We start from the raw sequence: 23,417 nt of genomic DNA on the forward strand, positions 1-23,417 counted from the left end.
CGCGGTCAGCAGGACGAAGAGCGACTTGGCGACAATCTTCACGGTACCGGCTCCGAATGGACATCTTTCGGATGTGCCGGGATGCCAGCAAAGTCAAGTCACTCGGCGGCCTCCTTGACCGATCCATGCTCGTCGTCGTCAGCATCGTGGTCGGTGCGCGGCGAGCGGCCCCAGTTCGCAAACGCATTCGAGAGCCTGTCGAGATAGAGGTAGACGACCGGCGTCGTGAACAGCGTCAGCGCCTGGCTGACGATCAGGCCGCCGACCATGGCGTAGCCGAGCGGCTGGCGGATTTCCGAGCCGGTGCCGGTCCCTAGCATCAGCGGCACGCCGCCGAGCAAGGCGGCCATCGTCGTCATCATGATCGGGCGGAAGCGGAGCAGGGCGGCTTGGCGGATCGCCGCGACAGGCTCCATGTGCTGGTCGCGCTCGGCCGCGATCGCGAAGTCGACCATCATGATGCCGTTCTTCTTCACGATGCCGATCAAAAGGATGATGCCGATCAGCGCGATCAGCGAGAAGTCGAAGCCGGCCGCCATCAGGATCGCGAGCGCGCCGACGCCGGCCGACGGCAGCGTCGACAGAATCGTGATCGGGTGGATGTAGCTCTCGTAGAGAATGCCGAGGATCAGGTAGACGACCACGAGCGCCGCGAGGATCAACAGCGGCACGGTCGACAACGATTGCTGGAACGCCTGCGCGGTGCCTTGGAAGCTCGAGCTCAGTGTCGGCGGCGCGCCGAGGTCGACCATCGCCTTCTGCACCGCTTCCGTCGCCTGGCCGAGCGCAACGCCCTGCGCCAGGTTGAACGAGATGGTGATCGCCGGGAACTGGCCCTGGTGGCTGATCGAGAGCGGCCGTACCGGCACGCTGGTCCAGGTCGCGAAGGTCGAGATCGGCACCTGTTCGCCGGTCAGCGGAGACTTGATGTAGATCTTGTTCAGCGTGTCGATCGCGCCCTGGAGCTCCGGCAACACCTCGAGGATGACGTGGTAGCTGTTGAGCTGGGTGAAGTACTGCGTCACCTGGCGCTGGCCGAACGCGTCATAGAGCGTGTCGTCGATCAGCTGCGGCTGGATGCCATAGCGCGAGGCGGTGTCGCGGTTGATCTTCAATTCGAGCGTGGTGCCGTTGGTCTGCTGGTCGGTGGCGACGTCGCGCAGCTGCGGCAGCGTTTGCATCTTGCCGAGAATCTTCGGCGCCCATTCGTTCAATTCGGCGAGGTTGGCATCCTGCAGCGTGAATTCGAACTGGGTGCGGGTCGGGCGGCCGCCGAGGCGGACGTCCTGCGCCGCCTGCATGAACAGCCGGGCACCCTCGACCTTCTCCAGCTTCGGCCGCAGCCGGGCGATGACCTGCTGCGCGTTGGCGTCGCGATCCTTCAGCGGCTTCAGCGTGACGTACATCGCGCCGTTGTTGCCGGCGCGGCCGCTGCCGCCGATCGCCATCGCCACCGTCGCCACCGCGGGATCCTGCTGCACGATCTTGCCGAGTTCCTCCTGCTTCCGCTTCATGTCGGCGAAGGAGATGTCCTGGTTGGCTTCCGAGGTCGCGGTGATCAGGCCGACGTCCTGCTGCGGGAAGAAGCCCTTCGGGATGACGACGAACAGGTAGACTGACAGCGCCAGCGTCCCGAAGAAGATCATCAGCGTCGTGAACTTCCAGCGCAATGCGAGGTCGAGCACGCTCTGATAGCCGCGCAGCATGGCGTCGAAGCCGCGCTCGCTGAGCTGGTAGAACCGACCGTGCTTCTCGTCATTGTGGGCGCGCAGGAAGCGCGAGGCCATCATCGGGGTCAGCGTCAGCGACACGAACATCGAGACGAAGATGGTCATCGCGAGCACGACCGCGAATTCGCGGAACAGGCGGCCGATGATGCCGCCCATCAGGAGCAGCGGGATCAGCACCGCGACCAGTGAGATGCTGATCGAAACGATGGTGAAGCCGATTTCCTGCGAGCCCTTGAAGGCGGCAGCCATCGGCTTCTCGCCCTCTTCGATGTAGCGGCTGATGTTCTCCAGCATCACGATGGCGTCGTCGACCACGAAGCCGACCGCGATCGTCAGCGCCATCAGCGACAGATTGTCGAGCGTGTAGCCGAACACCCACATCAGCGCGCAGGCGCCGAGCAGCGCCAATGGCACCGTGACCGTCGGGATCACGGTCGCCCAGAAACTGCGCAGGAAGACGAAGATCACCATCACGACCAGGAAGATGGTCAGCAGCAGGGTGAACTGGACGTCCTCGACCGCCGCGCGGATCGTGGTGGTGCGGTCGCTGATCACGTCGATCTTGATCGCCGGCGGGATCGCGGCGACCAGTCGGGGCAGCGCCGCCTTGATCTTGTCGACGGTGTCGATGACGTTGGCGCCGGGCTGCTTGAAGATGACCAGGAATACGCCGCGCTTGCCGTTGGCCCAGGCGGCCTGCTTGGCGTCCTCGGGCCCGGTGACGGCCTGGCCGATATCACGGATCCGCAGCGGCCCGCCGTTGCGGTAGGCGATGATGACGTCGTTCCACGGGCTCGCCGTGAGCAGCTGGTCGTTGGCGTAGATGGTATAGGCGCGGGTGGCGCCGTCGATGTTGCCCTTCGGACTGTCGACGGTGGCGATGTTGATCGCAGCGCGGACGTCCTCCAGCGACAGGCCCTTGGCGACGAGCTTGGCGGGGTCGATCTGGACGCGAACCGACGGCTTCTGCTGGCCGCCGATGATGACCTGCGCAACGCCCGAGATCTGGCTGATCTGCTGCGCCAGCTGGGCGTCGACGGCATCGCTGACCGTCGTCAGCGGCAGCGTGTCCGATGTCGCCGACAGCAGCATGATCGGCGAGTCCGCCGGGTTGACCTTGCGGTAGGTCGGCGGCGAGGGAAGGGTTTTCGGCAACTGGCCGCTGGCCGCGTTGATGGCGGCCTGCACGTCGTTGGCGGCGCCGTCGATGCTGCGGTTGAGGTCGAACTGGATGGTGACCGCCGCCGTGCCGAGATAGCTGGTCGAGGTCATCTGCGCGATGCCGGGGATCTGCGCGAACTGGCGTTCCAGCGGCTGGGCGACCGATGTCGCCATCGTTTCCGGGCTGGCGCCGGGCAGGGTCGCAGTGATCTGGATGGTGGGGAAGTCGACCTGCGGCAGCGGCGCGACCGGCAGCAGGGGATAGGCGACGAGACCGACGAACAGGATGCCCGCCATCAGCAGCGAGGTGCCGATGGGGAAACGAATGAATGGTGCGGAAATTCCGGCGCCGACGCTCATTCCTGCGCAACCTTCGACTGGGACGGATCCGAGCTCGCCACTGCCGTTGTCACCGGGGTTCCCGGCGAGACCTTGTACTGCCCCGCGGTGATCACCTGCTGTCCGGGCGACAGGCCCTCGTCGATCACCGACTTGCCGTCGATCGACTGGCTGACCTTGATCTTGCGAAGCTCGGCCTTGTTCTCCTGATTGACTGAATACGCGTAGAGGCCATCGGTGCCATGCTGCACCGCGTCATCCGGGACGACGGTGGCATCCTTCAAGGTCCTGACCAGAAGGCGGGTCGAGACCGACTGGCCCGGCCACAGCGCGTGGTCCTTGTTATCAAACACCGCCTTCAGCCGGACAGTCCCGCTTGACGTGTCGACCTGATTGTTGATCAGCGCCAGGGTTCCCGTGGATAGCACCCGCTTGCCGTCGGTGGTCAGGGCAATGGTCTTGGGCGGCGCCACGGCCAGCGCCGCCTTGATGTCCGGCAGCTGGTCTTCCGGCGCGGTGAAGATCACCGTGATCGGCTCGATCTGGGTGATCGTGACAATGCCGGTCTGGGCCGAGGCATTGACGATGTTGCCGATATCGACCAGTCGCAGGCCGACAATCCCGTCGATCGGGGATTTGACGGTCGTGTAGTCCACCTGGGTCTGGGCGTTGAAGATGGCGGCCTCGTCAGCCGAGATCTGGGCGGTCAGCTGCGCCACCGTGGAGCGCTGGGTGTCGAGCTGCTGGCGTGTCGCGAACTCGCCGAGCCTGGTGGTGCGCTGCAGGTCGAGATTGGCGTTGGCGAGATTGGCTTCGTCCTGGGCCTTCTTGGCCTTGGCCTGGTCGAGCGTCGCCTGATAGGGCCGCGGATCGATCTCGACCAGCGTGTCACCGGCCTTGACGAACTGGCCTTCCTTGAAAGCGATCCTGGTGATCTGACCGTCGACCCGGGTGCGGACCTGGACCGTGTTGAACGCCTGCACGGTGCCGAGGCCGGTGAGATAGACAGGGAAGTCGGCTTTCTCGACCGGCGAGATCTTGACCGGAACGGCCGGGCGTTGGGCGGATCGCTTCTGCGCGGCTTCGATCGCCTGCTGGTTGCTCGTGTGTTTCTGCCAGCCGAAATAACCGGCGGCGCCGACCGCAGCGATCACTAAAACCCAACCGATGGTGCGTGACTTTGACATGCGGACTCTTGGGTTCGACGTAACAATAAAGGCTGATCGAAACGGTTCACAGAGCTTGCGGATATAATATGCGTGCACTTAATGTGTAAACACACCAAGGCTTGAGAATCCTAAACATTTGGAAAGGTTTAGGTCAGAAACGAGCAGAAACAATTCGCCTGGGAAACGCACCGAGGACCCCTATGTCGCTCGATCTCAAACGCCAGTTTATCGCGCAGCTCGTCGAGAGTTCCCGGCTGCTGCGCAATTATATCGATCATCGCGCCAAGGCGCGAGGCACCACGCGTGCGCAATGGATCGTGCTGTTCCGCCTGCGCGAGCAGGAGGGACTGTCCCAGGTCGATCTCGCCGACGTCCTCGAATTGCAGCCGATCTCGCTGGTGCGGCTGCTCGACCGCCTCGTCGAGCATGGCCTGCTCGAACGCCGTCCCGATCCCAGGGATCGCCGTGCCAATCGCCTGTTCCTGACCAGGAGCGGGCGCCGCCTCGTCGACGATCTCGACAGCCTGCGCGACGCGATCGCCGGCGATGTGCTGCGCGACGTCTCGGACAAGCATGTCGAAAGCGGCCTCGCCACGCTGCGCGAGGTCAAGGATCGCATCAAGGCGCTCGGCGAGGAGGCGGAGCGCATCGCTGCGAAATAGCGCATCTCATCGTGCGCAGATTCCTTCGCTCCATCCATTCACCCGTTGCAGCGTGCGCGAGCCGGTTGAATCGTCGCGGGATGTCGTCCATATCGCGCAGCGACGATGCGAGAGGACGAGGGCTGCGATGGATGAGTTGAACGGGCGCATGATGGCATGCCAGATCCTGGTTACAGGATTGATCGCGCGCGTCGCCAACGAGCAGCGCGACCCGCTGCGCTTTCTCACCGACTTCCGCGACGAGATCAAAGCGGTCGTCAACGGCGTCAACATCGCCGGCCTTGAGAACAGCGACCGCGTGCGGCAGGTCGCGCAGCGGACGATCGACGAACTGTTTTCGCTGATGAAGCCGCCAAGCGCCGAGTAATCGCGTGGTCGCATGGACAGCGCCCGCACGCGGCAGCCAATGACGGGCGGCATCGATTTAGAACGATTATTAGAACACTTAAAAACTACAGTTTAGAACGATTTCAAACCGTAGATTAGAATCGCTTTGAATTGGGGCGATTCAAGCCGACTGTTGCGCTCGTCGCATTGATAAAAAAGGTCACGCTCGATAACCGATGGAGACAGTTCGTCGCAGCTTCATTTCGCGAACGAGCTGATTTTTCTGGGGCGAGCAAGACATGAGCAATGTGAAGGCGCCGAGATCGCTGCGCTTTGATGCAGCGATCGGTTCGGCTGATGACACCGGTTATTCCGTCACGAAGGTCTCCGCAGTCGCGAGCCTGATCGCGGTGGCGTCGTTTTCGGGGGCTGAAGCGCAGCAATCCAACCTGCCGCCGGTGAATGTCGATGCCCCGGTCGCTCGCCCGCGGCCCGTGACGTCAAGGCCCACTGCGGACCAGGTCCGCGCCCGCAACGCGCTGCGTCGCGCCGCGCGCCGTAACAACCAGCAGGCACAGCAGGCGCCGGTGCCGTTTCCCAACGCCGGCGGTCTTCCCGCCGACCGCGATCCGTACGCGGATCCGGCCGCGCCGTACAAGGGCGACCGTTTGCAGTCGTCCGGGAAATATCCCGAGCCGATCCTGAACACGCCGAAATCGGTCACGGTGCTGACCAAGGACGTGCTCGAAGACAAGAACGCCACATCGCTGAAGTCGGCGATCCTGTCGACCGCCGGCGTCACGCTCGGCACGGGCGAGGGCGGCAATGCCTTCGGCGACCGCTTCTTCATCCGCGGTTTCGATGCGCGCAACGACATCTTCATCGACGGCGTGCGCGACTCCGGCGTCAGCGTCCGCGAGAACTTCTTCACCGAGCAGGTCGAGATCCTGCGCGGCCCGGGCTCGTCCTTTGCCGGCCGCGGCACCACCGGCGGCGCGATCAACATCGTCACCAAGCAGGCGACGACGCAGAACAGCTTCTACAACATGGACACCACGTTCGGCACCGATCGCACCAAGCGCGTGACGCTCGACGTCAACCAGGTGATCAGCCCGACACTGGCGATCCGCGCCGGCGGCCTGTTCCAGGATGCCGGCGTCGCCGGCCGCAGCTACGTCACCGACGACCGCAACGGCGCGTTCGTCGCCGGCTCGTGGAAGCCGGTCGATGCGGTGAAGATCACCGGCAACTACATCCACACCGAACTGACCGGACTCCCGGATTTCGGCGTGCCGTACTATCGGCCGAGCACCGCGAGCACGGCCGGCGGTCCGTTCCCGGATTTCGGCGTCAACCGCAACAATTTCTACGGCTTCGTCAACCGCGACTTCTTCAGGACCGGGCAGGACATCGGCACGATCAATGCCGAGGTGCAGATCACGCCGGACCTCGTGGTCAGCAACAAGATCCGGGAATCGCGTTCGACCCAGAACTACATCGGCACGCTGCCGGAAGCGCCGACGCTTGCCGCCGGCGCTCCGTTCACGGCGTATACGTTGAGCGCCAATCCGCAAAGCCGCTACCAGGTCACCGACGTGTTCGCCAACCAGACCGAGGCGACCTACAAGTCGGTCGACGGCCTCGGCTTCAAGCACACGACGACGGCCGGCGTCGAATACGACAACGAGCGGTCGTCGATCGACAGATATCTCGGCCTGAGCTCGGAAATAACGACCGGCACATCGGCATTCACGGGAAGCGGATCGCTCTCCGGCGTCAGCGTGTTCAATCCGCAATACACCAACATTCCGTTCCCGATTCCGTCGGGGCTGTCCGGGCTGCCGACCAAGATCGGGATCGACACCACCAGCGGCTACATCATGGATACCGCGAACTACAATGACTTCGTGATCCTCAATGGCGGCATCCGCTACGACGACTACAAGATCAACACGTCAGGCTATCTGACTTCGGGCGGCAGGACCACATTCGGCAGTCAGTCGGCCGACTTCGGGATGCCGAACTTCAACCTCGGCCTCACCTTGAAGCCGTTGCCGAACGGCAGCGTCTATGCGGCCTATGCGACCTCATCCAACCCGGTCGGCGCCGAATTCGACGGCACCAGCACGGCGTATGGCGGCCTGTCTCCCGTGCTGAACGGCGGCAATACCCAGATCTTCGGGCCGGAAAAGAACAAGGCGATCGAAGTCGGCACCAAGTGGGAATTGTTCGATCGTCATCTGCTGGTGACGGCGGCGCTGTTCCAGACCGAGAAGGAAAATGCGCGCGAATCGCAGAACGTGAACAACGCCACCGCGGCGGCAGCGCTCGGCTGCTCCTATCCGACCGGGACGACCGGCAATATCTCCTGCATCACCGCGGGCGCGGCCTACCGCATCCGCGGCATCGATCTCGGCGTCGGCGGCAAGATCACCGACAAATGGAGCGTGTTCGGCGGTCTCGTGCTGATGCAGTCGGCAGTGACGAGGTCGCTGGCGCCGCCGGCCAACACCATCCTGTACTCCAGCAATGTCGGACTGCCGCTCGCCAACGTCGCGCACCAGTCGTTCAGCATGCTGACCAAGTACCAGCTCACCGACATGTGGGAGCTAGGCGGGCAGGCGGTGTATCGCTCGAAGGTCTATGGCGGCACGCTGCTCGCGGCCAACCAGGGCACCTCGATCCCGAGCTATTGGCGCTTCGACGCCTTTGCCGAAGCTAAGATCGACAAGCACTGGACCATGAAGCTGTTCGTCAACAACATCTTCGACAAGCGCTACTACGACGCGCTGTACCAGAGCGCGGCGCCGTTCGTGCTCGAAGCGCCGGGACGCGCCGCGTATCTGGTTGTTTCTGCGCGTTACTGACGGAGGCTTCGCGGCACGAGATGCTGGTCTGTGTTCCCAACGTATTGAGCAAGGCTGATGTGGCGGACTTCCGCCGCATCATGGCGCAAGCCGAATGGGAGGACGGCCGCTCGACCGCCGGCGCCGCTTCCGCGATGGTCAAGCGCAACGAGCAGCTGCCGCCCGACAGCGAGGTCGCGCGGCAGCTCGGCAACCGCATCCTGTCGGCGCTGTCGGCGAGCCCGCGCTTCATCTCGGCGGCGATCCCGCTTAGAATCTTTCCACCCTTGTTCAACCGCTATGCCGCCAGCGACGGGCACCATTTCGGCCTGCACGTCGACAATGCGGTGCGCGGCGACAGGCTGACGGGCATGAGGATCCGCACCGACCTCTCGGTCACGCTGTTTTTATCGGAGCCGGAGGACTACGATGGCGGCGAGCTCGTCATCGAAGACCTCTACGGATCCCATGAAATCAAGCTGCCGGCGGGCGATCTCGTAGTTTATCCTGCTTCCAGCTTGCATCTGGTCACGCCGGTCACGCGGGGGACCCGGGTAGCGTCTTTTTTCTGGCTGCAGAGCATGATACGGGATGCACACGGGCGCAGCCTGATCTTTGATCTCGATACCGCGATCCAGGCTCTGGTGGAGCGGCTGGGGCGCGATGACCCCGAAACGGTCAAATTGACCGGGATTTATCACAACCTGATCCGTCACTGGGCTGAAGTGTAACTGATGATGACATTCAAGTTCCCCGCTGCATCCGCCATGATCGCCTCGCTGGCGATGCTGATGCTGGCCGCGCCGTCTTCGGCGCAGCAGCAAACGGCGCCTGTAGCGCAGCCCGCACCCGTGACCCGGCCTCAGGCCGCACCCGCCCAGCCGGCGGCGGCCCAGCCTGCGGCGGCTGCCCAGGCCGCGCCGGTGGCCGCCCAGCCGGCACAAGCGGCGCCGCAGGCTCAGGCCGCGCCGGCCCCTGCCGCGGCGGCTCCGGCACCGACGGCGAACGAGGCGTCCCTGGCTGCGCCCGCGAGCGGCGACAGCAAGTCGCTGAAGTCGACCTCGACCGGCCTGCACGAATTGTCGCCGTGGAACATGTTCTTAAACGCCGACATCATTGTGAAGGCGGTGATGCTCGGTCTGGCATTCGCGTCGCTCGTCACGTGGACGGTGTTCATCGCCAAGATGGTCGAGCTGACGGTAGCGCAGCGCAAGCTGCGTGGCGCGCTGGCCAAGATCGCTGAATCCCGCTCGCTGGCCGAAGCGCAGTTCGCGCTCGGTGCCAAGGGTAGCGTGCTGTCGTCGTTCATCGCTGCTGCGATGCGGGAGGGGCGCCTGTCGGCGGGCATCTCGAGCGACAGCGGCATCAAGGAGCGCGCGGCGTCGAGCTTCGCCGAGATCGTGCGCGCCGAAGCCCGCAAGATCCGCATCGGCATGGGCCTGCTCGCGACCATCGGCGCGACGTCGCCCTTCGTCGGCCTGTTCGGCACCGTCTGGGGCATCATGAACAGCTTCATCGGCATTTCGAAGTCGCAGACGACCAACCTTGCCGTGGTGGCGCCGGGCATTGCGGAAGCGCTGCTCGCGACCGCGATCGGCCTCGTCGCGGCGATCCCGGCCGTGATCATCTACAACCACTTCTCGCGCGTCACGAAGGTCTATCTCGAGCTCGTCAACCGAGCCTCGGGCGCCGCCGGACGGCTGCTGTCGCGCGATCTCGATCGCACCCATGGCGACGTTCCGCGCAACGCGCATGCGCGCGCCGCAGCGGCGGAGTAGGCGATGGCAGTCTCGATCTCCGAGAACGATGGCGACGACGATTTCGCGGAATCCCACGAGATCAACGTCACGCCGTTCATCGATGTCATGCTGGTGCTGCTGATCATCTTCATGGTGGCGGCACCGCTCTCGACCGTCGATTTGCCGATCGATCTGCCGACCTCCAGCGCGACGCCGCAGAAGAAGCCGGACAAGCCGACCTATCTCAGCATCAAGCCGGATCTGACGCTGGCGATCGGGGAGAACGCGGTGAAGCGCGTCGACCTGGTCAATTCGCTGGATGCTGTGCCCGACATGACCCGGGACAAATACGTGTTCCTGCGGGCCGATCGGATGGTACCCTATGGCGAGCTGATGGGCGTGATGGAGCTGCTGCGCGCCGGCGGCTACACGCACGTGAAGCTGGTCGCGCTCGAGGGCGTTCCGGGAGCGCCCGCGGCGGCGCAGGCCGATCCTGCCAAACCCTGACGGCGAACGCGATGTCCACCAACCCCGATCTCGATCTGCGGACCTCGAAGCGGCTCTGGGTGATCGCCGCCGTGACGGCAGTCGGGCTGCATCTGGGCGGTGCCGCGCTGGCACTGACCAATTTGCGCGGCGACGACGGCGACGAGGGGCTCGGCGCTGCCGGCGCGGAGTACGCCGTCGAGCTGGCTTCCGCGGATGCGACTGAAGAGGCCCTACCGCCTGGACCGCTGGCTGACGAGCAGCAGGCTGTGCAGGAAATGGCGCAGCAGAAGGCCGAGGTGAAGGACACCGACCTGCCTCAGGAAAAGCCGGTGGAGTCCGACGACCCCGATCGCATCGTGACGGAAGACACTGCCAAGAAGCAGAAGGAGGAGGAGGCCAAGGTCGCCAAGGTCGAGGCCAACGCGCAGGAAGCGCAGCAGGCCTCGGAGGCGGCCGCGCCGACCAAATTGGAGGACGCGCGTCAGTCGGAAACCACCAAGGCACCCAACCCAGGCATCGGCAAGGACAAGCTGCTGCTGACCGCCAAGTGGGGCAAGAAGATCAGCGCCTATCTCGACCTGCACAAGAAATTCCCAGAGAAGGGCAAGGCCAAGGAGGCCAAGGTGAAGGTCGCCCTGGTGCTGAATCGTCTGGGCAAGGTGCTGTCGGTTGCCGTGCTGGAATCGTCCGGAGATGCCGCCTTTGACGACGCGGCGATCTCGATGGTCCACCGGTCCGATCCGGTCCCGGCGCCGCCGGCCGACCTGACCGACGATCAGTTCTCGTTCAGCCTCGACGTCAATTACAACAAGCCGAAGAAGTAGCGCGCCGCGGCTGGCTGCGATCAGACCCGGCGTCATTGCGGGGCGCGACAAGTCGCGAACCCGGAATCCATTTCTCCATTGAATGTGCCGCTGGTCGATTCCTGGTTCGCCGTTTCACGCGGGCCGGAACGACGTTGCCTCAGCTCTTCTTCACCAGCGGGCAGACGCTCTTCTCGAGCGGGAGGAAGGCCTCGTCCGCGGGGATGGTGGCGACCAGCTTGTAATAGTCCCACGGATATTTCGAGTCCGACGGCTTCTTCACCTCGAACAGATAGGCGGGGTGGATCTTGCGGCCGTCGACGCGGATCGAGCCCTTGCCGAACAGGGGATCGTCGGTCGGCATCTCCTTCATCTTGGCGACCACGGCGCGACCGTCATGCGGATTGCCGCCGAGCGCTTCCAGCGCCTTGAAATAGTGGATCAGCGAGGAATAGACGCCGGCCTGCACCATGGTCGGTGGGTTCTTCTTGAAGCGTTCCATGAAGCGCTTGGAGAAGGCGCGGGTCTGGTCGTTCATGTCCCAGTAGAACGTCTCGGTGAAGTTCAGCCCCTGCGCGACGTTGAGGCCGAGCGCGTTGATGTCGGTGATGAACAGCAGCATGCCGGCAAGCCGCTGGCCGCCCGAGACGATGCCGAATTCCGCGGCCTGCTTGATCGCGTTGGTGGTGTCGCCGCCGGCGTTAGCGAGCCCGACGATCTTGGCCTTCGAGCTTTGTGCTTGCAGCAGGAAGGAGGAGAAGTCCGCGTTGTTGAGCGGATGCTTGACGCTGCCGAGCACCTTGCCGCCATTCGCGGTGACCACCGCCGAGGTGTCGCGCTCGAGCGCCTGGCCGAACGCATAGTCCGCGGTGAGGAAGAACCAGGTGTCGCCGCCGGATTTGACCAGCGCCTTGCCGGTGCCGTTGGCGAGCATGTAGGTGTCATAGACCCAGTGCACCGTGTTCGGCGAACACTGAGCGCCCGTGAGGTCGGACGAGGCGGAGCCCGAGTTCAGGTTGACGACGTTCTTCTCCTTCGAGAGGTTGGCGATCGCGAGTCCGACATTGGAGGCCGCGAGGTCGACGAACACGTCGACCTTCTCGACATCGATCCATTGCTTGCCGATGTTGACTGCGACATCGGGCTTGTTCTGGTGATCGGCCGAGATCAGATCAATCTTCCAGCCCTTCGCCAGCAGCCCGGAATCCTCGATCGCCATCTGCGCCGCCACCGTCGAGCCGGGACCGCCGATATCCTGATAGAGGCCGGACTGATCGCCGAGCGCGCCGACCTTGGCGACCTTGTCCATCGTCTGCGCCGACGCACCGCCGCAGAACGCAAGACTCGTGGCCATGACCAAGGCCGTCGTGACCGAGGCTGCAATGGAACGCTTCATCTTCCCTCCAGTATGATTTTGCTTTTGAGTTCCGGATTATGCCCGGCATCGGGTGCATCGCCTAGAGCGCCGGCGCGTTTGATCGTGCGCTATATTCCGCGCCGCGGCGATTGCGCAGCCGGTGACGCGCGACGGGATGCCGCGGTGCGCGGAGTTCGATCATCAGACGCGGATAGGGTGAAGCGCGGACGGCGCTATTTCCAGTAGTACCGGATCGCGACGTAGACCACGACGAGGCAGGCGAAGATCAGTGCCACCGGCATCGAACGCTTGGCGTTCGGGTCGGAGGTGCTCGTCTTCTTGGGGGGCAGGCGGCGGAACGTCGTGACGTTGCCATTGTCGGCGACCGGCTCGCGCGCGCGCGCCGGAACCTCCGGCGCTTTGCCGGCGCCGCCCATCTCGACATAGTAGGTGCGGTACATCTCCTGGATGGTCGCCTCGCCGGCGTCGGCTTCGCTCATCTGTCCCAGCAGCTTGTTGTAAATGGCCAGGAAATTCTGCGCCTCAGGCGGCAAGGCGGAGGCGCCGTTCAGCTTGGCCATCATCTTCCAGGTCGCAAAGTCGGCCCGCGCTCGGGTGTCGGCGCGTCGTGCAATCAGCATATCGGCAGCTTTGATCACCATGGCCTCGAAGCGTTCCTGTCCTCAACGCGCGACCCGGAAAAATGGCTACCGGTTTTCGGTCGGGTCGTGCGCAGATCAAGGCTATGTGTTTCCGGTAATGAGGAGAAGGGCGTTGATTACATAGCCGGTCAGAGTTCGCAGTATCGTTGAAATAACATCAAGATTTAGGCCGACTTGCTGGCCAATCACCGGCAGCAGGATCAACAGCCCGATCAGGATCAGCATGCCGTAGGGCTCCAGCCGGGCGAGCGGGATCGCCAGCGGCCTTGGCAACAGCCCGACCGCGACCCGGCCGCCGTCCAGCGGCGGGATCGGCATCATGTTGAAGATCGCGAGCACGATATTGATCAGGAAGGCGTTTTTCAGATTGTCCGCGGTCCATTTTGCGGCATCGGCCGGCACCAATGGCAGCGCGTGGAATGCCAGCGCCGCGGCGATCGCCAGGATGATGTTGGTGGCCGGGCCGGCCAGCGCCACCCACACCATATCGAGCTTGGGATGATTGAGCTTGCGGAAGTTCACCGGCACCGGCTTGGCGTAGCCGAACAGGAACGGCGAATGCGCGAACAGCAGCACTGCAGGCAGGATCAGCGTGCCGAACGGATCGATGTGCTTCAGCGGGTTGAAGCTGACGCGGCCGAGCTGCCAGGCGGTGTCGTCGCCGAGCCGATGAGCGACGAAGCCGTGCGCGGCTTCGTGAAACGTGATCGCAATGACCACCGGCAATACCCAGACGGAGATGTCATAGAGGGAGATGTTCAATGGCATGCCGCCTCGGGTTCGCTGGGACCGGACCTCAGGCTAGCACGGATTCGCGGAAGGCCTTGCTGGCGAGCGTTGCCGCAGGTCAGCGCATGTCGGGGGCGACCGCGTGCGCCAGAGGCGGCTGGGTGGTCGCGATCCAGATGCCGGCGAACACGGTGACGATGCCGGCCAAAAGATTCCAGCTCAGCGGCTCGCCGAGCAGCGCTGCGCCAACCAGCGATGCCGCGATCGGATTGACGGTGACCGAGATCGCCACCCGGGTCGGCGTCGTCCGCTCCAGCGCGAAGGCCCAGAGATAGAAGGTGAGCGCAGCGCCGAAGGCGCCGAGATAGATCGCGCCGGACCATTGCGGCGCGCCGAAATCGGCAACCGGCGCAAAACTGCCGCGCAGCAGCGAGGCGACAATGAGCACCACCGCCCCGGCGGCCATCGCGAGCGTGGTGAAGGGGATCGGGCCGGCGCGGCGGATATAGGGTTTTGACCAGATGCTGTAGAGCGCCATGCACAGCGCGGCTGCGATCATCAAGAGGTCGCCGCGCCAGGCACCAAGCGGCGCCGTGGCGAGGCCGGAGAGCAGCGCCATCGAGACGCCGAGGATGGTGACCAGGACGCCTGCGGTCTTGCGCGCGGTGAGCGCTTCGGCGCCGAGCGCCGCGCCGACCAGCATGGTCAGAAGCGGCAGCGTCGACAGCGCGAGCGCGCCGCGCGCGGCGGTGGTGAAGATCAATGAGGCATTGAACAGGACCGGAAACCCCGCAAAGAACAGCAGGCCGAGGCCGGCAACGCCGAGCCAATCGTGCCGCGTCGGCCAGTTCCGGCGTTGCAGCAGTGCCAGCGGCAGCAGCAGCAGGACGCCGATACCGAAGCGGAACGCGCCGATCGCCAGCGGGTCGATGGCGCCGACCAGAAACCGCGTCGCCCCGATCGAGGTGCCGCCGAGCGCGCTCGATGCCACCGCCGCCAACACCCCCCAGATCTCGCCCATTCCGTCCGTCCCTTGGTTTTGCTTGCGCAATCTAGGGACGGGGACATAATCAGGAAATGGAATAGATTTGATCGACTAAATCACGGATCGTTATGAGCGCGCCCATCCTGGACCCGGATCTTCTGCAGGCCTTTGTCGCGGTGGCGGAGCATCGCTCCTTCACCCGCGCGGCCTCAGCGCTGAACCGGACCCAATCCGCCGTCAGCATGCAGGTGAAGCGGCTGGAAGAGCGACTGCAGGCCGAACTGTTTCACCGCAGCACGTCCAGTGTCGACCTGAGTGCAGCCGGCGAGGGATTGCTCGGTTATGCCCGCCGCATCCTGAGCCTCAACGCGGAGGCGGTCGGCCGGGTGCGCGAGCATGGCACGGATGGACGGGTTCGCCTTGGCGTGATGGACGACTATGGGACGATGATCGTCCCGCCGCTGCTCAAGGACTTCATCGCCAGCTATCCGCTGATCCATCTCGAGATGGAGACCGGGTTGACGTCGACGATGACCGATCGGCTCGGCGAAGCCTATGACCTCGTGATCGCGATGCACCCCGAGGGACGCGGCGAGGGCGAGTTGCTGCGCACCGAGCAGGCGGTGTGGGCCGCGAGCGCTGCGCATCGCGTCGAGGAGCTCGATCCGCTGCCCGTCGCGCTCTATCCGCAGGGCTGCCTGTTCCGGAGCTGGGCGATGCAGGCGCTGGACGAGGCGAACCGGCCGTGGCGGCTCGCCTTTGTCAGCCACAGCCTGTCCGCGGTCGAGGCGATCGCGGCGCAGGGCCTCGCCGTGACCGTGGTCAAGTCGGGGACGTTTCCGCCGACGCTGCGTCGGCTGACCGCGCGCGACGGCATGCCCCTGCTGCCGCGGGCCGAGATACGGCTGCATCGCGCGCAAAACCTGCCGCACGCGGCGTCACTCCTGGCCGATCATCTCGTCGCGGCGCTTCGGCAGCCGGCGAGGCGAGCGGCGGTTTAATAGGTCGCGCGGCCGCCGGAGATGTCGAACACCGCGCCGGTGGAGAAGGCGCAATCCTCCGACGCCAGCCATGCCACCATCGAGGCGAGCTCCTCGACCTGGACGAAGCGGGCCTTCGGGATCTTCGACAGCATGAAATCGATGTGCTGCTGGGTCATCTGGTCGAAGATCGCGGTCTTCGCCGCGGCCGGCGTCACCGCATTGACCAGGATGTCGTGCTGCGCGAGCTCCTTGCCGAGCGATTTGGTGAGCGCGATCAGGCCCGCCTTCGACGACGAATAATGCGCGGCGTTTGGATTGCCCTCCTTGCCGGCGATCGAGGCGATGTTGACGATGCGGCCGTACTTCCGGCCGATCATGGTCGGCACGATCGCCTTGCAGCAGATGAAGGGCCCCTCGAGATTGATGCGCATCACCCGGCGCCAATCCTCGAGATCGGTTTCCCATACCGGCTTGTTGGCTCCGGTGATGCCGGCGTTGTTGACGAGAATGTCGATCTTGCCGAACGCCCGCAGCGTTTGATCGCGCGCGGCGTCGACCGCGTCGGGATTGGTGACGTCGGTCTTGATCGCGATCACGTTCTCGCCGATCGCCCGCGCGGTCTTCTCGGCCAGCGGCTGGTCGAAATCCCAGATCGCGACCTTGGCGCCCGACGCGACAAAGCGCTCGGTGATGGCGCGGCCAAATCCCTGCGCGCCGCCGGTGACGACGGCACAGCGGCCGTTGAGATCGATCTTGTTCATGCTGCCTCCCGATTAAAGCGTCCAGCCGCCGTCGATGACATGGGCGACGCCTGTGGTGAACGAGCTTTCGTCGCTGGCGAGATAGACGGCGAGCGCGGCGATTTCCTCGGCGGTGCCGAGCCGGCCCATCGGCTGGCGCGCAACGAACATCTCGCGTCCCTGCGGGCCGGCAGCCGCCGCACGCTCAAGCATCGAAGGTGTCTCGATGGTGCCGGGGCAGATGCAGTTGCAGCGGATGCCCTTGGTGATGAAGTCGGCCGCGACCGAGCGCGTCAGTGCCGCGACCGCGGCCTTGGTGGCGCTATAGACGTAGCGGTTCGGCGCCGCCTTCACCGCGCCGGCGGCGGAGGCGATGTTGACGATGGCACCGCCGCCCTGCGCCAGCATGCCCGGCAGGAAAGCGCGCGTGGTGCGGTGCATCGACTTGACGTTGAGGTCGAAGGAGAAGTCCCAGTCGTCGTCCGAACACTCCAGCACCGTGCCGTGATGCACGAAGCCCGCGGCATTGAGCAGGATGTCGGTCTTGCCGGCGCGCTTTGCGATTGCCTCGACCGCTGCGGTGTCGCGCACGTCGAGCTTCGCAACCTCGGCGGCGCCTTCCTGCCTGAGCAGCGCAAGCTTGCCTTCGTCGATATCGGTCGCGAACACGCTCGCGCCCTCGCGGGCAAAGGCCAGCGCGCAGGCGCGGCCGATGCCGACGGCCGCTGCGGTTACGAATGCGCGTTTGCCCTTCAGGCGGTCTGACATGCGTTTCTTCCTTCTTTGGCGATTGGCAGTCATGCGCGGGCTTGACCCGCGCATCCATCTTTCGAAGAACGATGGATTGCCGGGCCGCGCCCGGCAATGACGGTTTGCGTCCTAATGATTGTCGCGCGCCACGCCGACCTTGCCGGCGATGTCGTGGTAGCGCGTCGCGAGCTCGAGACAGGCGCCGGTCGCGTGCTGGCCGACGGTCTTGCGGTAGAGCTCCTGCCACGGCGTCTGGTTGGCCGGATGCGGGAAGCCGCCCTTGGCCTTCAGCTCGGCGCGGCGGGTGCGCAGCTCATCCTCCGAGATCATGATGTTGGCGCTGCCCTTGTTGAGGTCGATGCGCACCTTGTCGCCAGTCCTCAGGATTGCGAGCCCGCCATCGGCGGCGGCCTCGGGCGAGGCGTTGAGGATCGAGGGCGAGCCCGAGGTGCCGGACTGCCTTCCGTCGCCGATGCAGGGCAGGGACAGGATGCCGCGTTTGATCAGCGCGGCGGGCGGCTGCATGTTCACCACCTCGGCGCCGCCGGGATAGCCGATCGGGCCGGTGCCGCGGACGAACAGGACGCAGTGCTCATCAATGTCGAGCGCGGGATCCTCGATACGGTTGTGATAATCCTCCGGCCCCTCGAACACGATGGCGCGGCCCTCGAAGGCATTGAGGTCCTTCGGGTTGGACAGATAGCGGTCGCGGAATTCCTTCGAGATCACGCTGGTCTTCATGATCGCGGAATCAAAGAGATTGCCGCGCAGCACGATGAAGCCGGCGTCCTTCACCAGCGGCTTGTCGTAGCCCCAGATCACGTCGCCGTCGGGCGCAGGTGCTTCCTTGCAATTCTCGCCCATGGTGCGGCCGTTGACGGTGAGGGCGCCTTCGTGGATGCGCTTGTGCTTGATCAGCTCGCGCACCACCGAGGGCACGCCGCCGGCGCGGTGATATTCCTCGCCGAGATAGAAGCCGGCCGGCTGCATGTTCACCAGCAGCGGGACGTCATGGCCGTATTTCTGCCAGTCGTCGATCGACAGCTCGACGCCGACATGGCGCGCCAACGCATTGATATGGATCGGCGCATTGGTCGAGCCGCCGATCGCGGAGTTGACCACGATGCAGTTCTCGAACGCCTCGCGCGTCAGGAAGTCCGACGGCTTCAAATCCTCCCAGACCATGTCGACGATGCGCTTGCCGGTCTCGTAGGCGATCTGGCCGCGCTCGCGATACGGCGCCGGGATCGCCGCGCAGCCCGGCAGCGAGAAGCCGAGCGCTTCCGCGAGCGAGTTCATGGTGGAGGCGGTGCCCATCGTGTTGCAGTGGCCGACCGAGGGGGCCGAAGAGGCCACGATCTCGATGAATTGCTCATAGTCGATCTCGCCGGCGGCGAGCCGTTCGCGCGCCTTCCACACCACGGTGCCGGAGCCGGTGCGCTGGCCCTCGTGCCAGCCGTTCAGCATCGGGCCGCCCGACAGCACGATCGCCGGCAGGTTGACGGTCGCCGCCGCCATCATGCAGGCCGGCGTGGTCTTGTCGCAGCCGGTGGTCAGCACCACGCCGTCGAGCGGATAGCCGAACAGCACCTCGACCAGGCCGAGATAGGCGAGGTTGCGGTCGAGCGCCGCAGTCGGGCGCTTGCCGGTCTCCTGGATCGGATGGGTCGGAAACTCCATCGCGATGCCGCCGGCGGCGCGGATGCCCTCGCGGACGCGGTGTGCGAGCTCGAGGTGATGCCGATTGCAGGGCGAGAGGTCGTTGCCGGTCTGCGCGATGCCGATGATCGGCTTACCCGACTGCAATTCCTCTCGCGTCAGGCCGTAATTGAGATAGCGCTCGAGATAGAGCGCGGTCATGCCCGGATTGTGCGGGTTGTCGAACCATTCCTGGGAGCGGAGCCTGCGGCCCTTGCCCTTGCTGGTCGCGCCTGCGGCGTCGTGCCCGTTGGTGGGGGGTTTTGTCATTGGTTTCTCCCGCAATGCAAACTTGTGGGCCCATTCAAGGGCTCTGGTTCAAGGTCGTTTCTACCTTGCGCAAATCGTCATGCATTACAAACCCGACCGATCACGCACAGGTGTTTCGTGTGATGGATTGGACCTTAGTTGAAGGGTCTTGGTTGCGCTATCATTTTATCATTTTCGCGTCCCTTATGACAGGCAGCTGCCGGGCGACGTCAATTGCGTCGCGCCGAGCTTTGCCGTTCCATGACACTGAAGCCGAGATCGACGACGGGTTCGGTCGGCCGGCGCCCTTCCAGCGTCTCGATCACCATCACGGCAGCGTTTCTGCCCATTTCGTAGCGGTTGGTACGCACGCTGCTCAAGGTCGGCTCGCTCGACGCCATGAATTCGAGGTCATTGAAGCCGACGATCGCCATCTGCTCCGGCACTGCCATGTGCCGCCGCTTGCATTCGAACAGCGCGCCGAGCGCAAGGTCGTCATTGACGCAGAACACGGCGTCGATGTCGGGCGCCTTGGCGAGCAGGTCGGCAAACAGCGTGCCGCCGAGCGTGACCGAGGTCGGGATCGCCGTTGTCACAATAAGCTGTGGATCGAACAGCCCAGCGTCGGTCATCGCGGAGCGATAGCCGTCGAGCCGGCGCTGCACCCGCGGATCCATCCGCGCGCCGAGGAATCCGATCCGCCGGTAGCTCTGCGCCAGCAGGTGGGCGATGGCGGCTTTTGCGGCGTCAAAATGCGAGAATCCGATCATCATGTCGATCGGGGAGGGACCGACCTCCATGATCTGGACGATCGGACAATCGACCGTCTCCATGATGCGGCGGGAATCGGCGGTCTGGTTGATGCCGGTAATGATCAGCCCGGCCGGCTTCTGTGCCAGAAACAGACGCAGCAGGCGCTCTTCCTGCAGGATGCTGTAGCGGGTGTTGGCGAGCTGAATGCTGTAGCGGCTGCCGTCGAGCGCGTCATAGATGCCGCGCAGCACGTCGGAGAACACGTTGTTGGTCAGCGACGGGATCAGGACACCGATCACCTCGGTGCGCTGCGACGCAAGCGCGCGTGCCGCGAGATTGGGCACGTAACCGAGTTCTTTTGCCGCACTATCGACCCGCGCGCGCTTGCCGGCCGAAAGTGCTTCCGGATTCCTGAAGAACCGTGAGGCCGTAATCGGACTGACACCGGCGAGCTTCGCGACTTCGGCGAGCCGGATCTTGCCTGGCGTGATGCGCTTTCGGGCCATTTGCCGCTCATATCACGACGTTCGTCGCAGACAAACTGATATTGACAGCGCTACCAAGCGATTGCTAATCGAACGATTGCCAAAACCGGATAAACTGCGGACAATAACGTCAGTCCAACAGCGCCGCGCACCCAGCGCGGCCGGAACAAAACAGAGCGGTGGCGGCACTCGTCGTACGTCGTCGGGAACTTGAGGGAGGGAAGTGGATGTCGTCGGTCCAGATTCGCGACGTGCGGAAATCGTTCGGCAATTTTGAGGTCCTGCACGGCGTGTCGATCCCGATCGAGGACGGCGAGTTCGTCGTTCTGGTCGGCCCCTCCGGCTGCGGCAAGTCGACCCTGCTGCGCATGCTGGCGGGGCTCGAGAACATCACCTCCGGCACGATCTCGATCGGCGACCGCGTCGTCAACAATGTCCAGCCCAAAGAGCGCGACATTGCAATGGTGTTCCAGAACTACGCGCTCTACCCGCACATGACGGTCGCCGACAATATGGGCTTCTCGCTCAAGCTGCGCGGCGCCAAGCCCGAGGAGATCTCGACCGGCGTCAAGCGCGCCGCGGAAATCCTTGCGCTTACGCCGCTGCTCGAGCGCTATCCCCGCCAGCTTTCGGGCGGCCAGCGCCAGCGCGTCGCGATGGGCCGCGCCATCGTGCGCGATCCCCAGGTGTTCCTGTTCGACGAGCCGCTGTCGAACCTCGACGCCAAGCTGCGTGTTGCAATGCGCACCGAGATCAAGGAGCTGCACCAGCGGCTGAAGACCACGACCGTCTACGTCACCCACGACCAGATCGAGGCCATGACGATGGCCGACAAGATCGTCGTGATGCATGACGGCATCGTCGAGCAGATGGGCTCGCCGCTCGAACTCTATGACACGCCGGCGAACCAGTTCGTGGCCGGTTTCATCGGTTCGCCGGCGATGAATTTCCTCAAGGGCAATGTGAAGGTGAACGGCGCCGCCTATTTCGAGGGACCGAACGGCGTCAAGCTGCCGCTGAAATCGGCGCCGGCCAATTCCGACGGCCAGCCCGCGGTCTACGGCGTGCGGCCCGAGCATTTCACCATCGCCGATGACGGCGCCGAGGCCGAGATCGTGGTGGTCGAGCCGACCGGGTCGGAGACCCAGGTGTTCGCCAAGCTCGGCGGCGAGCAGGTCGTCGCCGTGTTCCGCGAGCGCCATCTGTTCAACCCGGGCGACAAGGTTCGGCTCAAGCCGGATCCGTCGCTGGTCCATCTGTTCGACGATTCGACGGGGAAGCGACTGAACAGCTGACGGACCGATCGATCTTAATGGCCGACCAACAGGCCAGATCAAAAACAACAAAAACACAATCATAGGGAGAAGGACGATGCACGATTTTACTCGCCGCTCGCTACTTCAGGGCGGCACGGCGCTGGCTGCAACCGGCATGCTCACCGGGCCGGCGCTGTTTGACTTCGCCAAGGCCTGGGCGCAGAGCGCGCCCTGGAAGGCGGAGCCCGGCGCCAAGCTCACCGTGATGCGCTGGAAGCGCTTCGTGCCCGCGGAAGACGATGCATTCAACGCCATGGTCGCGGCCTTCAAGTCGGCAACCGGCACCGAGATGAACGTGTTCAGCGAGTCCTTCGAGGACGTGCAGCCGAAGGCCTCGGTCGCCGCCAACACCGGCTCGGGTCTCGACCTCGCCTGGGGCCTGCACACGCTGCCGCAGCTGTTCCCGACCAAGGTTCTCAAGATGAACGACGTTGCCGATTATCTCGGCAACAAGTATGGCGGCTGGACCGAAGCCGCGGCCAAAACCTGCAAGCAGGGCAATGACTGGCTCGGCATTCCCGTCGCGACCATCGGCGGCTATTTGACCTATCGCAAGTCGGCGGTCGAGAAGGCCGGCTTCAAGCAGGTGCCGTCCGATTTCCCGGCCTATCTCGAACTGTGCAAGGCGCTGAAGAAGAACAACACGCCGGCCGGCTTCGCGCTCGGCCACGCCACCGGCGACGCCAATGCCTGGGTGCACAACATCCTCTGGGGCCACAACGCCTGGACTGTCGACAAGGACGACAAGGTCATCATAAACTCGCCGGAGACGATGAAGGCGCTGGAATATGCCAAGGCGCTGTCGGAGACCTTCATTCCGGGTGTCGCGTCCTGGAACGACTCCTCCAACAACAAGGCCTTCCTGTCCGGCGAGCTGTTCCTGACCTCGAACGGCATCTCGATCTACGTCGCGGCCAAGGACGATCCGAGCAAGAAGGAGCTCGCCGAGGACATCGACCACGCATTGTGGCCGGTCGGCTCGATCGGCAAGCCGACCGAATTGCAACTCGCGGTTCCGATCCTCGCCTTCAACTTCTGCAAATATCCGAACGCGGCAAAGGCGTTCATCGCCTTCATGCTGGAGAAGGAGAATTTCGAGAAGTGGCTGTCGGGCGCGCGGGGTTATCTCACCCACACGCTCAATGCCTACGACTCGGCTCCGGTGTGGACCGCCGATCCGAAGAACGCGGTGTTCGGCCAGGCCTCGAAGCGCGCGCTGCCGGCCTCCGGCATCGGTACGCCCGGCGAGAAGGCCGCGACCGCGATCGCCGACTTCATTGTGGTCGACATGTTCGCGAACTACTGCACCGGTGCCAAGGACGGCAAGGCCGCGATGGCGGAAGCCGAACGGCAGCTGAAGCGCATCTATCGCTGATGTGATGGCCGCGGGCGGCGGAGAGCCGCCGCCCGCGTCATCATTGGAATGCCATCATTGGAATATTGCG

At 64.4% G+C, this 23,417-nt stretch carries 20 protein-coding genes; 10 read left to right on the plus strand and 10 right to left on the minus strand.

Annotated features, from left to right (window positions below; genetic code table 11):
* Positions 1–98: 98 nt before the first annotated feature.
* Both ACVMDN_RS13340 and ACVMDN_RS13345 read right to left on the minus strand, forming a co-directional pair.
* Entirely contained in the window at positions 99–3,251 is a 3,153-nt protein-coding gene (locus tag ACVMDN_RS13340) for an efflux RND transporter permease subunit (RefSeq protein WP_456835177.1), read from the minus strand.
* The gene (locus tag ACVMDN_RS13345; RefSeq protein WP_076826513.1) at positions 3,248–4,417 is read right to left on the minus strand and encodes an efflux RND transporter periplasmic adaptor subunit; all 1,170 of its coding nucleotides are present in this window, start codon (positions 4,415–4,417) and stop codon (positions 3,248–3,250) included. Before ACVMDN_RS13345 ends, ACVMDN_RS13340 begins: the two co-directional genes overlap by 4 nt.
* Before the next feature lie 182 nt (positions 4,418–4,599).
* Between ACVMDN_RS13345 and ACVMDN_RS13350 the strand changes: the two genes are divergently transcribed.
* From ACVMDN_RS13350 to ACVMDN_RS13380, 7 genes are all read left to right on the plus strand, one after another.
* A complete protein-coding gene (locus tag ACVMDN_RS13350) occupies positions 4,600–5,061 on the plus strand; it encodes a MarR family winged helix-turn-helix transcriptional regulator (RefSeq protein WP_016841339.1) in 462 nt (153 codons plus the stop codon).
* Positions 5,062–5,188: 127 nt separating this feature from the next.
* A complete protein-coding gene (locus ACVMDN_RS13355) occupies positions 5,189–5,428 on the plus strand; it encodes a hypothetical protein (RefSeq protein ID WP_028344615.1) in 240 nt (79 codons plus the stop codon).
* Between the two features lie 259 nt (positions 5,429–5,687).
* Positions 5,688–8,255, plus strand: coding sequence for a TonB-dependent receptor (locus tag ACVMDN_RS13360; RefSeq protein WP_076826515.1), 2,568 nt, complete (start codon positions 5,688–5,690; stop codon positions 8,253–8,255).
* A 20-nt stretch (positions 8,256–8,275) separates the two neighbouring features.
* A complete protein-coding gene (locus ACVMDN_RS13365; RefSeq protein ID WP_076826517.1) occupies positions 8,276–8,965 on the plus strand; it encodes a Fe2+-dependent dioxygenase in 690 nt (229 codons plus the stop codon).
* 3 nt (positions 8,966–8,968) lie between these two features.
* Positions 8,969–10,012, plus strand: a complete 1,044-nt coding sequence (exbB, locus tag ACVMDN_RS13370; protein WP_143270793.1) for a tonB-system energizer ExbB — start codon at positions 8,969–8,971, stop codon at positions 10,010–10,012.
* A gap of 3 nt (positions 10,013–10,015) precedes the next feature.
* Positions 10,016–10,480 (plus strand): TonB system transport protein ExbD, encoded by a 465-nt coding sequence (gene exbD / locus ACVMDN_RS13375; protein WP_076826519.1) that lies wholly within the window; start codon positions 10,016–10,018, stop codon positions 10,478–10,480.
* An 11-nt stretch (positions 10,481–10,491) separates the two neighbouring features.
* Positions 10,492–11,286 carry a TonB family protein gene (locus ACVMDN_RS13380; RefSeq protein ID WP_076826520.1) on the plus strand — a complete coding sequence of 265 codons (795 nt, stop codon included), beginning with the start codon at positions 10,492–10,494 and terminating at the stop codon, positions 11,284–11,286.
* Positions 11,287–11,425: 139 nt separating this feature from the next.
* On the opposite strand, the gene ACVMDN_RS13385 is transcribed toward ACVMDN_RS13380, so the two are convergent.
* The 4 genes from ACVMDN_RS13385 to ACVMDN_RS13400 form a co-directional block, all read right to left on the minus strand.
* Positions 11,426–12,619, minus strand: coding sequence for an ABC transporter substrate-binding protein (locus ACVMDN_RS13385; RefSeq protein WP_371852120.1), 1,194 nt, complete (start codon positions 12,617–12,619; stop codon positions 11,426–11,428).
* 236 nt (positions 12,620–12,855) lie between these two features.
* Entirely contained in the window at positions 12,856–13,263 is a 408-nt protein-coding gene (locus ACVMDN_RS13390; protein ID WP_057020029.1) for a hypothetical protein, read from the minus strand.
* A 102-nt stretch (positions 13,264–13,365) separates the two neighbouring features.
* Positions 13,366–14,046 (minus strand): site-2 protease family protein, encoded by a 681-nt coding sequence (locus ACVMDN_RS13395; RefSeq protein ID WP_038384092.1) that lies wholly within the window; start codon positions 14,044–14,046, stop codon positions 13,366–13,368.
* Positions 14,047–14,131: 85 nt separating this feature from the next.
* The gene (locus ACVMDN_RS13400) at positions 14,132–15,034 is read right to left on the minus strand and encodes a DMT family transporter (protein WP_076826523.1); all 903 of its coding nucleotides are present in this window, start codon (positions 15,032–15,034) and stop codon (positions 14,132–14,134) included.
* Positions 15,035–15,126: 92 nt separating this feature from the next.
* On the opposite strand from ACVMDN_RS13400, the gene ACVMDN_RS13405 reads away from it, so the two are divergent.
* On the plus strand, positions 15,127–15,999 hold the full coding sequence (locus ACVMDN_RS13405) for a LysR substrate-binding domain-containing protein (RefSeq protein WP_076826525.1): 873 nt from the start codon (positions 15,127–15,129) through the stop codon (positions 15,997–15,999).
* On the opposite strand, the gene ACVMDN_RS13410 is transcribed toward ACVMDN_RS13405, so the two are convergent.
* The 4 genes from ACVMDN_RS13410 to gntR form a co-directional block, all read right to left on the minus strand.
* The gene (locus ACVMDN_RS13410; RefSeq protein WP_076826527.1) at positions 15,996–16,742 is read right to left on the minus strand and encodes an SDR family NAD(P)-dependent oxidoreductase; all 747 of its coding nucleotides are present in this window, start codon (positions 16,740–16,742) and stop codon (positions 15,996–15,998) included. The genes ACVMDN_RS13405 and ACVMDN_RS13410 overlap by 4 nt on opposite strands.
* A gap of 12 nt (positions 16,743–16,754) precedes the next feature.
* On the minus strand, positions 16,755–17,489 hold the full coding sequence (locus tag ACVMDN_RS13415; RefSeq protein WP_076826529.1) for an SDR family oxidoreductase: 735 nt from the start codon (positions 17,487–17,489) through the stop codon (positions 16,755–16,757).
* A gap of 111 nt (positions 17,490–17,600) precedes the next feature.
* Entirely contained in the window at positions 17,601–19,439 is a 1,839-nt protein-coding gene (locus ACVMDN_RS13420; RefSeq protein WP_141339954.1) for an IlvD/Edd family dehydratase, read from the minus strand.
* Between the two features lie 209 nt (positions 19,440–19,648).
* Complete coding sequence (gntR, locus tag ACVMDN_RS13425; RefSeq protein WP_076826532.1) at positions 19,649–20,677, minus strand: HTH-type transcriptional regulator GntR; 1,029 nt, start codon at positions 20,675–20,677, stop codon at positions 19,649–19,651.
* A 206-nt stretch (positions 20,678–20,883) separates the two neighbouring features.
* Between gntR and ACVMDN_RS13430 the strand changes: the two genes are divergently transcribed.
* Positions 20,884–21,951: an ABC transporter ATP-binding protein gene (locus ACVMDN_RS13430; RefSeq protein ID WP_028334988.1), complete on the plus strand. Its 1,068-nt coding sequence runs from the start codon at positions 20,884–20,886 to the stop codon at positions 21,949–21,951.
* Positions 21,952–22,027: 76 nt separating this feature from the next.
* Positions 22,028–23,347 carry an ABC transporter substrate-binding protein gene (locus ACVMDN_RS13435; protein ID WP_057019733.1) on the plus strand — a complete coding sequence of 440 codons (1,320 nt, stop codon included), beginning with the start codon at positions 22,028–22,030 and terminating at the stop codon, positions 23,345–23,347.
* Positions 23,348–23,417: the final 70 nt, after the last annotated feature.

The organism is Bradyrhizobium sp. USDA 4510 (genome assembly GCF_054059095.1).